At 41.2% G+C, this 14,020-nt stretch carries 10 protein-coding genes; 5 read left to right on the top strand and 5 right to left on the bottom strand.

The window, feature by feature from the left end; translation table 11 throughout:
* Positions 1–70: 70 nt before the first annotated feature.
* Entirely contained in the window at positions 71–1,948 is a 1,878-nt protein-coding gene (locus C1E24_RS04110; protein ID WP_138479002.1) for a methyl-accepting chemotaxis protein, read from the top strand.
* Between the two features lie 14 nt (positions 1,949–1,962).
* On the opposite strand, the gene C1E24_RS21205 is transcribed toward C1E24_RS04110, so the two are convergent.
* The 3 genes from C1E24_RS21205 to C1E24_RS04100 are packed head-to-tail and all read right to left on the bottom strand — an operon-like array spanning position 1,963 to position 3,056.
* Positions 1,963–2,211 (bottom strand): GNAT family N-acetyltransferase, encoded by a 249-nt coding sequence (locus C1E24_RS21205; protein ID WP_346765668.1) that lies wholly within the window; start codon positions 2,209–2,211, stop codon positions 1,963–1,965.
* 21 nt (positions 2,212–2,232) lie between these two features.
* The gene (locus tag C1E24_RS21200) at positions 2,233–2,451 is read right to left on the bottom strand and encodes a hypothetical protein (protein ID WP_346765667.1); all 219 of its coding nucleotides are present in this window, start codon (positions 2,449–2,451) and stop codon (positions 2,233–2,235) included.
* A gap of 8 nt (positions 2,452–2,459) precedes the next feature.
* Entirely contained in the window at positions 2,460–3,056 is a 597-nt protein-coding gene (locus tag C1E24_RS04100; RefSeq protein ID WP_138479000.1) for a TetR/AcrR family transcriptional regulator, read from the bottom strand.
* Between the two features lie 121 nt (positions 3,057–3,177).
* On the opposite strand from C1E24_RS04100, the gene C1E24_RS04095 reads away from it, so the two are divergent.
* From C1E24_RS04095 to C1E24_RS04085, 3 genes are all read left to right on the top strand, one after another.
* Complete coding sequence (locus C1E24_RS04095) at positions 3,178–4,278, top strand: MBL fold metallo-hydrolase (RefSeq protein WP_138478998.1); 1,101 nt, start codon at positions 3,178–3,180, stop codon at positions 4,276–4,278.
* A 203-nt stretch (positions 4,279–4,481) separates the two neighbouring features.
* Complete coding sequence (locus C1E24_RS04090) at positions 4,482–6,344, top strand: S8 family peptidase (protein ID WP_138478996.1); 1,863 nt, start codon at positions 4,482–4,484, stop codon at positions 6,342–6,344.
* Positions 6,345–6,621: 277 nt separating this feature from the next.
* A complete protein-coding gene (locus tag C1E24_RS04085) occupies positions 6,622–8,724 on the top strand; it encodes a cache domain-containing protein (RefSeq protein WP_240721936.1) in 2,103 nt (700 codons plus the stop codon).
* A 70-nt stretch (positions 8,725–8,794) separates the two neighbouring features.
* Here C1E24_RS04085 and C1E24_RS04080 read toward each other — a convergent pair whose 3' ends face one another.
* Both C1E24_RS04080 and C1E24_RS04075 read right to left on the bottom strand, forming a co-directional pair.
* Positions 8,795–10,618 carry a PKD domain-containing protein gene (locus C1E24_RS04080; RefSeq protein ID WP_138478994.1) on the bottom strand — a complete coding sequence of 608 codons (1,824 nt, stop codon included), beginning with the start codon at positions 10,616–10,618 and terminating at the stop codon, positions 8,795–8,797.
* Positions 10,619–10,879: 261 nt separating this feature from the next.
* Positions 10,880–12,316 carry a chitinase gene (locus tag C1E24_RS04075; protein WP_138478992.1) on the bottom strand — a complete coding sequence of 479 codons (1,437 nt, stop codon included), beginning with the start codon at positions 12,314–12,316 and terminating at the stop codon, positions 10,880–10,882.
* Positions 12,317–13,195: 879 nt separating this feature from the next.
* On the opposite strand from C1E24_RS04075, the gene C1E24_RS04070 reads away from it, so the two are divergent.
* A complete protein-coding gene (locus C1E24_RS04070) occupies positions 13,196–13,984 on the top strand; it encodes a thioesterase family protein (protein ID WP_138478990.1) in 789 nt (262 codons plus the stop codon).
* The last annotated feature ends 36 nt before the right edge of the window (positions 13,985–14,020 follow it).

Here is a 14,020-nt window from a genome sequence, read left to right as displayed (position 1 = left end):
TTTTTTTGAGTATAGTTTATATTTACACAATGCTAATGGCTTTCTTGCTTAATTCGAATAAGGCTGAGAAATGAAGATTAGATCTAAGTTTTCGGTGGTATCTGGGGTTGTTGTTTTTATGGTGATTTCGCTTCTGGCGCTATCAACATATATTTTGGTTGAAAATAGCTTAAAGCAAAAAACACAGGCCTATGTGGTCGATAATACCGCTTTACTCAGTAGTAGTATCAGTAATTGGATGGCCGGGAAAGCAGCCCAAGTTCGTATTCTAAAGCATCAGCTTGAAGCTGATTTTTCAAAAAGTAACTTTCAGAAATCCCTCGAAAACAATGCGCTTAGAAATGAGTTTTTGTTGGTGTTTGGCACCTTGGCTGACGAGCAGGGACTTCGCTCCAATAACAAAAATCGTGTGAACCCACCAGAGATCGACTTTCGCGAGCGCGCTTGGTATCAACAAGCTAAAAACAGTCAAGGCGTAGTGTTTACACCACCTTATGTTGATGCAGCTACGAAGGAGCTTTTAGTTTCTATTGTTACTTCAGTTAATAGCGGAGGTTTTAAAGGGGCGATAGGGGGCGATTTGTCTTTGCAAACAATCGCAGATAGTGTGAATACGATTAATTTTAACAATACCGGCTTTGCGTTTATTGTTGACGGGCAAGGCACGATTATTACCCATCCTAATGCCAGTTTAAATGGTAAGTCTAGCCAAGCAGTGTACGAACTAGGTCCAAATAGACAAGGAGAAATTTTAGAGTTGAGTCATCAAGGCGAAGACAAACTGGCCTACTTTTTTCCGCTTGATGACAGTGCAGGGGTTGATTGGTATTTGGCTGTGTTGCTTGATAAGTCTCTGGTGTATGAGTCTTTGTCTACTTTTACCAGTCGTACATTTATCTTCGCGGTGTTTAGTATTGCGCTGTGTGTATTTCTATTAAGAAAACTTGCTAAACACCTGTTGAGTCCGCTTGATACGTTAGAAAGTGCAATTGGCCAAATCGCCAGTGGCGGCGGTGATTTGACTCGTCGTTTAAATGTGCAAACTGAAGATGAGTGCGGGGTTGTAGCAAATAACTTCAACCAGTTTTTATCTTACTTGCAACAGTTGGTGTCAGACATTAAGCACAAAGCTGAGAATATCACCTCAGAAAGCAACCATGCTTCGCAGTTGTCAATGCAGTCATCTGAGTCTCTGAATCAGCAATATTTGTCGATAGATAATTTAGCGACAGCAATGAATGAAATGAGTACGACCTCATCGGATATTGCTGCAAGTGCTCAAGATGCAGCGACTTCTGTGACCGCAGTAAATAAAACCGCAGATGAGAATAAGCAGGTATTTGCAAAAACAACCCAAGATATTGTGGAGTTATCGGCGTCTATTAGTTCAGCTCAACAGCTCAGTAGTGAACTGGCCTCTTACAGCAATAATATTGAACAAATTCTATCTGTGATCAACGGTATTGCAGAGCAAACCAATCTATTAGCACTTAATGCGGCAATTGAAGCCGCACGAGCAGGTGAGCAAGGCCGCGGTTTTGCGGTCGTAGCCGATGAAGTTCGAACACTGGCTTCAAGAACGCAAGAGTCGACCACTGAAATTAAATCTATGATAGAGCAAATTCAGCACTATTCTTCGCAAGTGCAAACTTCGATGGATGAGAGCAAAGATAAGGCAAATCGCTGTGTTGAACATACACAAATTGCCAGTGATTCTTTAGAGAGCATATCGAACGAAGTGAAAGAAATAATGGATCGTAATATTCAAATTGCAGCAGCCATTGAAGAGCAAAGTGTGGTGATTGAAGACATTAACAAAAATACCATTAGTATTCGCGATATCAGCCAACAAGTAGACAGTTTTGCGCACGAACAGATTACCGCAAATGAACAACTACTTGGTGATGTGAAGTCACAGCAAAGCTTGTTGAATAAGTTTATTGTTTAAAGGTGTTTTACGGATTATTCATCACTGAGCCATTTATACATAATGAGGCTATCAACATAACCTAACTTCGGATGATTATAGGCTTTTGGTATTGTGCCAATAATTTCATAGCCGAGCTTTTGCCAAAGCGATACGGCAACGGTATTACTCGAGACCACCGAATTAAATTGCATGGCCTTAAAACACTGTGCTCTGGCGGTGTTTTGAGAATGCTCACAAAGTTCTCTGGCAATGCCTTTTCCCGCTGCGAGAGGCGAGACCATATAACCGCAGTTACAAATGTGTCAGCTTGGCCCCATGGCATTGGCTTTTAAATAATAACTCGCTAGTACTTGTCCTTGCTCTTCGTAAACGAAAGACTTTAGCGGCGTTTCACACCATAGTGAATATGCGCTCGACTCGTTCATATCTGAGTCAAAGGCATAGGTTTCTTGTGCTTGAATAATACTCTTAAAAGTCGGCCAAAATGCTGAAAAATCTGCGCGTGTTATTGCTCTTATCATATTGGCCTTTAGTCTTTTGTATATCGTGCTAAAAACATAGTAATTGTTTGCTCAATAATATGTTTTTGCTGTTCAGGCGTTGGCTTTTCGAACCCATATAAGTAAGGATAAAAAATAAACGACTTAAGCTGAAAAAGAAACTGTTTTGCAGCAAATTCAACGTCATCTATGTCTAATGCGTTAGTATCGACGGCATCTTTCAAGAAGGTCTCAATAAAAGTCATGCAGCCCACTTTGTTGCTACCAAGTTGTGAGACTAATTCTGGATCTTTTAGCATCTGCATAAAGGCAATTTTTGCTATGCGTAAAAAATTGTCTGAAGTCAGTAGCTGTACTTCTTGCTCTGCAATTGCTTGCAATTGCGCATGTAAGGGTTTGCTTTGGTCAAATACCACAGCTTCGGTCGCCATTAATTCGTCTTTCATTTTGAATAAAATGGCGTGAAACAGCTGATCTTTAGTATCGAAATGATTATAAACTGTGCGTTTTGATACTTTGGCAAGTTTGGCTATGTCATCCATGCTGGTGGCATCGACGCCTTGCTCGTAAAACAATTGCTCTGCGGCAGCTAAAATGTGCAATTTTTTTTGGTCAGATAACTTCATAATTTTCCTCTCGATAATTGCCTTATTCTAAATACAAATTAAAAAAGTTGCACTCAGTAGTTTACTTTTTATATTTTTAGTGAAAAACTACACCGTATAGTTTACTTTAGTTTGGTGCATTATGAAAATCAGTAAATGGTTAGGTGTAGGTTTTATTGCTTTAACAGTGGGAGCATGTTCAGTGAATAATCAATTAGCAACACAAGATTCAACTTTGTCGCAAGGGTCGAGCCATTATCATAATGGTAAGTTTCATAACGACGACATTATGGAAGCGAATGGTTTTGGCAAAATGCTAGGGCTAATCGGTCGCTATATCACTGAAGAGAAAAAACATGCAGTGCCAGACCAGCCACTGCCTTTGAAAGCCTTGAGTACAGAACAGTTACAGGCACTTTCGAATGATCAAATCCATATGGTTAAGCTTGGTCATTCGTCAATTTTGCTTAAAGTGTATGGTGAATTTTGGCTGCTTGACCCTGTATTTTCAGAGCGTGCGTCACCATTTAGTTTCTTGGGTCCTAAACGTTTTCAGCAAACGCCTATCAGCATTGATGATCTACCAGAGATAGATAAAGTGCTTATCTCTCATAACCATTACGACCATTTAGATAAAGCCAGTGTTAAGAAGCTGGCCGATAAAACCATGCTGTTTTTGGTGCCATTAGGGGTTGAAGCTGATTTATCGCGCTGGGGCGTAGAGCCGTCAAAAGTGTTGTCATTTGATTGGTGGCAAGAACTACAAACAGATAGTGCACTGGTCGCTTTTACTCCAACTAAGCATTTCTCTGGCCGCGCTTTATCGGATGGAAATAAAAGCCTGTGGGGGTCTTGGGTGATCAAAGGTGCTAAAGAAAGTATTTATTTCAGTGGTGACTCCGGCTACTTTGATGGCTTTAAGAAAATTGGAGAGAAGTACGGTCCGTTTGATTTAACCTTTATTGAAACGGGCGCTTATGATAAAGACTGGGCCGATATCCATATGACACCAGAGCAAAGCTTACAAGCACACCTTGATTTACAAGGTAAAGTGATGGTGCCGGTGCACAATGGCACGTTTGATTTAGCATTTCATGCTTGGTTCGAACCATTGGAGCGAGTGTCAAAAGCGGCGGATGAGCATAATGCAGTGATTAGAACACCAATAACCGGAGAAATTTTCAATTCAGATAAGCAATTTGTACAAACTTATTGGTGGAAGCCACTTTTACCAAGTATGTAACTAAAATTTAACAATGTTGATTGTGTCAAATTTATTAAATTAAACAATTGAATCTAATGAATAAAATTGCTAAATGTAAAGTTATGGGTACGAATTTAAAGATGAGAAAGTTTAAATTTATGTAAATAAAATGTGATCTTTAAGATTCCTTGCGCTATGGTTTGAGTGATTTTTAATCAAACAACAAAGTAAAAGGAATCATTATGCGTAAATTATCGACTCTAGCATTTGCTATCGGTGCAATTGTATCTGGTCAAGCTTTAGCTCAAGCAGAACTAAAACAAGTTTCTGCAAGCAAAGCCATTCCAAATCAATACATTGTAGTATTTAAAACCCCTTCGGTTTTAAATATTCAAAGCGCTGATGCAGTAGCAAGTTATGCTGAGCAGGCCAGCCAAAAACTCGTAAATAGCTATAACGTAGATGTATCACGCAAGTTTGCTGGTTCTTTAAACGGTGTGGTTGTGAATGCATCTGCAAACCAAGTTCAAGACTTACTGAATAACCCTGATGTTGACTATATTGAGCAAGATCAGATTGTGAGTGTGTCTCCTTTAGCTGCAACCAATGTTGATCAAGGAAATGCAATTTGGGGTTTAGACCGTGTTGACCAACGCTCACTGCCGCTTAATTCAAACTATCATTATGACTATGACGGTGCGGGTGTAACGGCTTATGTTATCGATACTGGTGTGCTTATTTCTCACAATGAATTTGGTGGTCGAGCATCACATGGTTACGACTTCGTTGATAACGATGCAGATGCAACAGACTGTAACGGTCATGGTACTCACGTAGCGGGTACAATTGGCGGTAGCCAGTACGGTGTTGCAAAGAATGTGAATATCGTTGGTATTAAAGTACTAGGGTGTACAGGTTCAGGTACTAACTCAGGCGTTATTGCAGGTGTTGATTGGGTTAAAAACAATGCTTCTGGCCCGTCTGTTGCAAACATGAGTCTAGGTGGTGGTGTTTCGCAAGCACTTGATGATGCAGTTAATTCTGCGGTAGCAGCTGGCGTAACCTTTGTTGTTGCAGCTGGTAATGACAACTCAAATGCATGTAACTATTCACCAGCACGAGCTGCAGATGCAATTACAGTTGGTTCAACAACGAGCAGTGACAGTCGTTCAAGCTTCTCTAACTATGGTAGCTGTTTAGATATTTACGCACCGGGTTCAAGCATCAAATCAGCTTGGTACAACTCTAATACTTCAACTAATACGATTAGTGGTACATCAATGGCTGCACCTCACGTAGCTGGTGTTGCAGCACTATATCTAGATGAAGATAGTACGCGTTCACCTGCTCAAATTGATTCACTTTTAAGTAGTCGTAGTTCGAAAAATAAAGTGAGTGATGCTAAATCAGGTTCACCAAATGAACTTCTTTACAGCCTAGCTGGCGATGGCGGTCCGGTTGACCCTGTTGACCCAGACCCAGTATTAGAAGACGGTGTTGCAGTAAGTATTTCAGGTGCTACGGGCACAGAAAACTTCTATACATTTGAGGTAGCTGCTAATACTTCAGCAGTGACATTCAATATGTCTGGTGGTTCGGGTGATGCAGACCTTTATGTTCAACAAGGTACTAAGCCTACACAATCATCATACAGCTGTCGTCCATACAAAAACGGTAATGAAGAAACCTGTACTTTTAATAACCCAGCAGCTGGTACGTGGCATGTAATGGTTCGTGGTTATAGTGCGTATTCTGGTGTATCGCTGGTAGCACAAACTTCATCAGGTGGTGGCTGTGGCGCGAACTGCCTTGATAATGGTGTACCAGCAACAGGTCTTTCTGGATCACGTAACTCTGAAGTAGTTTACACGATTGATGTGCCTGCTGGTGTTACACTAAGCGTAAATACATCAGGTGGTTCTGGTGATGCAGATCTTTATGTTCGTAAAGGGGCAGCACCAACAACGGGTACATATGACTGTCGCCCTTACCGTAACGGTAACACTGAAAGCTGTAGCTTGAGCTCTGGCACGGGCGGAACTTATTACATCATGCTTCGTGGTTACAGTGCGTATAGTGGTTTGACGCTTCAAGCTAGCTACTAAATTTAAACGTTTTAAACCCAACTAATTAAGTCGTTAAGTAAAAGCGCCTAAAGCAGTTTGCTTTAGGCGCTTTTTATTTTTGATAACCCTTTCATATAAAAGTCTGCGCAAAACTCAAATTATTTCTCTGTTTTAGTTAAAATGTTAACAATATGTATTGTTTCGGCTTCATATTTCTACCTTAATTCCATATTAAACTTGTTTTGATAGGGCAATATCGCCTGAAGTTTAGTGAATTAATATTTTTGAAAATTTAAACACAGGTTGGAAAAACAGCGTGCGTGTAAAAGATCCCTGGGATAACCAATTAACGAAACCACTTTTGACTTTATTTTTAATTATTTCTGTTTGTGGTTTTATCTTAAATAGCTTTTATCAAATCCAGCAGACACGGTCTTTTAGTGAAGCCGTTCGTCAGCAAGTCAAAACCCAGACTTTAAATGCCGCGGCAGAAGTGGGTAGTGAACTAGAAAAAATCATGACAAGTGTTGATAGATTTGCCCGTGAAGTGACGGCAACGCCAGATAAAACATTTGTGTTAAAGCTGTTAGAAGACGAGTTTGCCGTCAACGAAGATATTTATTCTTTAAATGTGACCTTTCATCCTTATCAATACCAGCCAAATATCCGCTATTTTAGCCCTTATTATGAAAGGTTAACGGGGGTCGAGCGTAAATATAACTTGGTTGATTATGACAAACCTTATAAAGAATTTAGCTGGTATCACAGGCCGTTAAAAGAGGGGCCTATCTGGACTGAACCTTATTATGAGCCGCAAAACAATGTGTTGATGACGACTTATTCAGTGCCTTTTTATCAATATAAAAATGCCAAACGAGAAGGGAAAATGCCAGTGGGAGTGGTGCCCTCTGATATATCGTTGGATCATTTAACTGCTTCACTCAAAGAGCTTGATTTGGGTTTAGGTGGTTATGGTATTTTATTTTCTAAGCAACAAAACCTAATCTCTCATCCTGTATTTAGCCACGTCAGAGAAATGGAAAACTTACAAGACTTAGTGTCAGAAACTGAGTTTGCTTATCTCTCTAAAATATCAAGGTGCTTTGAAAGCGATTTAGAGTACCTGTTTTTTAATGGTGAAACCCTTGATAATAGCGAGCATTATGCCGCTTGTACTAAAGTTCCACACACAAATTGGACATTGATAACTCGGATGTCCTCTGACATGTTTTACATGGACAGAGACGAACGCCGTCAAAATAATATTGATATTATTGCTTGGGGCGCAGCTTCATTTATCTTTCTTATTTTATTGATGACGAAGCAAAGAAAACTGACTTGGACACAAAACAATGTGCTGCTGTCAGTGACACTGATACTAAGTACATCGCTTGTACTTGAGTTTGCTAGGAGTTTTAAAACCCTTGAACGCGCTGACAATGTCGTGATCACAACACAAGCACAAAGAGAGGCGTTTTCAACGAGCTACAGTGACAGGATGGAAACAATGCATGTTGCGCAGCCTGAGTATGTAGCAACGGGTTTGTATGTTGAGTCACTTGAGTTTGTAAATGCCAATAACGTGCACTTGACAGGCCATGCTTGGCAAAAGCTAACCGCTTCTCAGAAAGCCTTTATTGAGCCTAAGTTGGCTTTTAATCATACCGTTAGCAGCAAAGTTGAAGAGGCTTACCGACAAGATTTAAAAGATGGGGGTGTTTTAGTTGGTTGGCGTTTTTCGATAGAAACAAGGCAGCAGTTTGATTACAGCAAATACCCGTTTGATCATAAGAGCATAGAGCTGAGTTTTAATGAAGCAGATATGGGCGGCAATGTCATTTTAGTGCCAGATCTTGAGTCGTATGAAAAGCTGTCAAAGATGGATAATCCAGCTGTATCTCCCGATATAGTGCTTGATGAGTGGCAGTTAAAAAGCAGTTACTTCAAGTATCGATTTGAGAGTTACAACACTAATTTTGGTCTTGATACCTTTTATAACCAAAATGTCGCGCCTGAGCTTAACTATAATATTAATATTGAACGTGAATTTATCGGCCCATTTGTGACAACGCTTTTGCCTGTGATGGTCATGGTATGCCTGTTATATGCGTGTGTTGTGAGTATGAAATACACACCTTATGGTGACTTGCGTAACAATATAACCGCAGTTGTTTTCACGATTTTACTTGCCCATTACAGTATCCGAGAGCACTTACAAATTGATGAGGTCGTCTATTTTGAAATCTTTTACTTCTTACTTTATTTAGTATCTTCATTGTTCATGTTGATAGCACATCAATATTACAAGGCGAAAGAAGAGACCGGAGATGGACGAATATACAAACGTCTAGCCAATATTTGGTTCTGGCCTGTTATGACAATCTCAATTTTTGTTATCACTATACTGACCTATTACTAAAGCTCTAATTGCAAAAAAGGCGATCATGTATCCTCATGGTCGCCTTTACTAGCAGTTGTTAATAATAAAATTAGTTAGCTATCGCCGTTAAGCTTACGCCACTATAAGCGCTATAGCCTCTAAGCATAACGTGGTATCTACCTGCACCTGAACTCACAGTACAAGTCTCTTCATTACCCCAGCGATAAGGTCGGCAATCATAAGTTGTTCGAGTTGGTTCGCTGCCCTTACGAACATATAAATCAACGTCACCTGTACCGCCTGTTATCACAATGGTGGCACCAGACATACCAGCAGGTACATCAAAATAGAAGAATTGTTCATTGTTTCTAGCGCCACTTAAGCCAGTCTTAGCTACGCCATCTTTGAGTAGCTTAGGGTCTGTACCATCGTCAACAGCGAGTGTGTAAGTTTTGCTTGCTGTTGCGCCAGTTTCATCAGTGATGGTGAGCGTTGCAGAGAATTGACCCGCTACAGCGTAAGTGTGGCTTACACTCGTGCCAAAACCGTTGGCAGAGCCATCACCGTATTGCCACTCGTATTGCGTAATTGCACCATTTGGCGAAGTCGAGCGGCTGCCATCAAAACTACAGCTCAGTAGATTACAGTTAATATCGAAGTCTGCAATAGGTTGCGGATCAACCGTGCCATTATCACCAGAAGGTACTTGACCATTGAAATGACTCGAAACCTGAGGCCAAATTAAACTGATCTTTGCGCCCTTGTTAGTACATCCACCTAAATGGTGAAGTGCGATAACATTGTTGGTTGCTGCAGCAAGTACAGGAGAGCCAGATGAGCCGCCAATCGTATCGCAGTAGTAGCCTAAGTCAGTACCTGTGCCACGGCCATTGGCGTTTGCGTTGTTTACAGAGCAAAGACCATTGCTGTCTCTGTCAGATTCAATCGACAGCTCTTTTGGATTACCAGAGCCATGCTGAGGAATGTAAATGCGCTCACCTTGTGTTGCATCACGTACATCTAGACCAAAATAACCAAATGGTGCCGCTTTTGCGAAATCATTAATGGTAAATAACGTATAGTCGAGGGTGTAATCGGTTTTTAATAGATCTTTACCTGTGACTTTTACAACACTTTCTAGCGTATTTCCGTCACAACTTGTGCGTTGGTAGTTAAACCAGACTTCGGTATTTGCCAGTTCAGATGCAGATTCCACACAATGGTTATTGGTGAACATGCGGTTATCACTGCCAACTCGCCAGCCAGTACATAAGCCACTGCCGTTCATAAGTAATCGGGCAACCGGTCGAGAGCGTTCAAACTCTGTTGGGTTTGAATTAGCCCAACACTGCACGTCTCGGCGTTCCATCGCACCACAAGTAGAGGCAATACCTACATCGGTTTCAATAGACGGAGTGAAGTCATTTTCTGTGCCATGGAAGTAACTATCGATTTCAGCATCTGCCAGTGAGATTTGGCTTTGTGCAGCAAAGGTATGATTAATTTGACCGGGCGTGTATTCAACAATTACTTTGTCTGCTGAGACTGACATAGCATAAAACGATGAAACGCCATCATCGCCCTGTGCTTTTGTTGCTGTGCTCATGTTGAACTCAGTGTATTCATAACGCTCGCTACCATCCTCAGAGCGCACGACAAGTTTGCCGCCATTCTGTAAGTTGATATTTTTAAAGTGCAGCTTGATGTAACTGGCATTTGGGTGTGAAACCGTTTGCGTAATGACCGTTTGGTTCACGGTATTTGCAGTTGCAAATTGACTGTTAAGCGGCAGGTTAAGCTGTGCAGCTTTACCTATTGTGGTTTTTTGCGCTTGAGATGTGTATTTCATCATTTGTGTTTCTGTCAGTGGCGCTTGAGCTGCTACAGACAGTGAAACCGCACTTAACAGCGGCAAGATGTGGCGTGCTTTCATTATCATATCCTTACAATTACTTGTTTATGGTTTTGGGAACCGAGAATAAAAGTAGCGCATATTGATTGTTGTGTAAAATAAATGTTAAGAAATTTTTAACCTTAATTTTACATTGGATGGTGGTTACGCAGTCGATTTTTTTAATGTGGTGAAAACAAGGCAATAAAAAAGGTGATTAATAACATAAATATCAATCACCTTTCGGGTAGTTTAATTGAGTGTCAGCCCGTAATCTTATAGATTAATACGGGCGAGTATGGCTTATTTGACTAGCGCCCAAGGTCCGCTACCAGCCTTAGGTTGGTCGCCTTGTGTCCACCATTTCGCGGTGTAAATTGCTTTATTAAAGCTGACCTTGTCACCTTTTAGGTAAACTTTTGTTGCATCCCATGCCGCAATTCCCCCCACTGGCGGTTTGTCTTTAGGTGGGTTAAGTTTTTCAACCACAGTTACATTTGGCCAATTAACATGAGATTGATAAAAATTAGTGACACACTTTTCATAGTCGCCTGGTACAAGTGCGGAATAAGCAGTTTGGTAACCTACTAATTTACACTCGAATGACTGACCTCCTGGGCGGTCTGAGTGATAAGTCCAGTCAGCTTCCCAGTTTGTGTAAAGTACATCGGCAGAGCCGTTTAGGTTTAAGCTACCAAAAGGCGTTTGCTGCCAACAGGTATTTTCTTCGTCAGCTTCAATTGGAATGTTGTAATAATTTGATAAGCCTTCCCAATAACGAATGCGGTTAACAGGTTGACCTTTAGTACGATTCTGTTCACCACATTCAATACCCCCATTGATCACATTAATGGTTGTGCCAAACCCATAACCAATACCAGCTGCCAGCTCTTTTTGAGAAGGTGTCCAAGTTCGGTCGATAACATGTAACATGGCAGGTTTTGGAGCCTGTGGCGTTAAGAAAAACCAAATAGCTGAAGCTAAATTAAGCCAAGAGTCTGCAACTAAACCTGGGTTGTTGAGCAATACAGTCGCATCGCCATTGAACATCACCTCGGAAAAAGCACCGTAATTGAAGTGATAAGAAAGTTGTTTAGCACCGCGACCAAAATAGCCTTGACCATCGGCACATGGCCAGCGACGGTTTTGCCAGTCGTTTTGCCCACACCCTGTCGTGTAACCAGGTTGACCTTCAGACCAACCCATTTCACGCACGTGTACTAACGCTTGTTGCCATTCTTCTAACTGCTGTGGGTTGTCAGAAATATTGTCTTTGGCAATATGTCCGCCAGTTTCTTGTGCAAAGTGTGCAAATGCTGTGATGATAGACTTCTTACAAATGGCATCAGAATCACGGCCATCTGTATATTCACCACAAAATGCTGGGAATTTACCTATGGCACGCAAGAAACGCGTATAAGTATATTCAGGGGCAGCCATACCCGTTAAAAAATCCCATTCTTGCTGACCAAACACACGTTCCACTCGTTTAACGTTTTCAGGGTTGCTGGCATTGTTAGGCGTGATCGCTTCAACAATACTGTTGTCGCGTGTTTCTAGTGCCTTGGCCCAAATCTGATACATAGGATCTGAGGCTTTTGCATCGCGCGCTACGTTTATTTCTGCGCGAGATAATAAATAGCCGTTCGGGTTGTTTGGATCGTCAACAATAGTTAGCGCATTGGCTGAAGCAATTAAACCAATTTGCATAGCAAGCAGTTTGAGAGAATGGTTTTTCATTTGGGTTCCTTTGATCGCATGTTTCTAAAATGGGTTATTTAACCTATTTTTAACATTAGACGCCAAATGACATCGCTGTCAAGCCTGTATGTGGACCAAAATGAAATTAGCACTCATTGGTGGTGAACCTGTGGGGGGGAGGTCTTGCCAATGAGTGCTGGTATCTAGCTTACTCTCATTTACTCAAGTCATATGTATCAGGTTGGGTGCCAACTTTTCAAATTTTATAAACTTATGATCTTAATAGCTTTTCGATTTTTTAGAAAAAAAGGCATCTGAATGTGCGAAGCAAAATGCATCTTTTATTGCGAATTTTGGGATTTTTGATGCAAAAATAAAGGGGCATAATGCCCCTTTATCAGTCGCTTATGGAGGGTCTTACTTTCCTTTACCTTTACCTTTTGATTGTTTGCCGCAATTACTTTCACCAGCGGCTTCTGTGAGGGCATCTCCTTCCTCCTCAGTAAGTAATCCGTTATTCACTTCAATATTCTTAGCATGGGCTACGCAGCTCACGTATTGACAATGGTTTTTCCAAAGTACATCGTGGCAGGGCCTGCACAATTACAAGCATTCGCAACGTTTTGTGCACCAGAGGCTGTATCAGCTCACATATCGTCATCCTCTAAAATGCCGTACCATCGCTTTCACGGTTTTGGGAGTCTGTCTGTGTAAGAACTAAATCAATATTAACAGTTAGTTTATTGTTGTGTTAATTCAAACTATATTTGAGATGGAGATGAATTTTCAGTGTTTGTTACGGGATTTTTAAAATCAGAAAAGGTAGAAAGTAGTATAAATCTGCAGTGTGGTCGTACCAGTTTATCTGTGTTATAAAAAACACATACATTTTATCTGATTCCACTTTAGGTTTTTACTATGAATTTACAAACTGTCCTCTCGCAATTAGAACAAGGACTGTCAGGGATTGTCCTTCCTAGCTCTTGGTGCCAAGGCCGCACTGCATTTGGTGGCGTATCTGGGGCGCTACTTTTCCAAGCAGTAAAACAAGTTGTAAAACCAACGCGTCGTGTCTTATCTATTAGTACAAACTTTATCGGTCCGCTGATTGCTGAGCAGCCGTTCGATATTAAAGTTGAAGTTTTACGTGAGGGTAAAAGCGCCTCTCAAGTATTGGCGCGTATTGAACAAGATGGCAGCACCTGTGTACTGGCGCAATTTTGTTTTGGTGAATCACGTAAGTCTGAGTTACTGGTGAGCAATGATGAAACCCACCAATTAGTCGCGCCTAAGCCTGAGCAACGCATTCCTTATATTCCAAATATGACGCCAGAGTTTTTTCAGCATGTTGAAATTTGCTTGCAACAAGGTGGTATGCCATTTACGGGCGCTATGACATCACATTTAGGTGGTTGGATGCGTTTTGGCGATCATGAAGGTTTTCAAGATGAGCTGCAATTGCTGGCATTGAGCGATGCGTGGCCGCCGACTATGCTACAAATGTATCCTCGCCCAGCACCAGCAAGTACCATGAGTTGGTATATTGAATTTTTAAAACCAGTGCAATTAGAACAGAGTCAGTGGTTTGGTTTTGAAGCGGTGACACATAATAGTGCTGATGGATATGCGATTGAAGAAGCGAAAATTTGGCACCCTGATGGGGAGCTTTTGGCACTAAGTCGACAAACTGTTGCAGTGTTTGCTTAACGCATGAAAAGAAATGGGGCTTCAGTGAAGCCCCAT

This window comes from Pseudoalteromonas phenolica, from assembly GCF_005876835.1.
GTDB lineage: Bacteria > Pseudomonadota > Gammaproteobacteria > Enterobacterales > Alteromonadaceae > Pseudoalteromonas > Pseudoalteromonas phenolica_B.
Note: the sequence above shows the minus strand (reverse complement) of the source record. Positions and strands in the feature narration are given on the sequence as shown.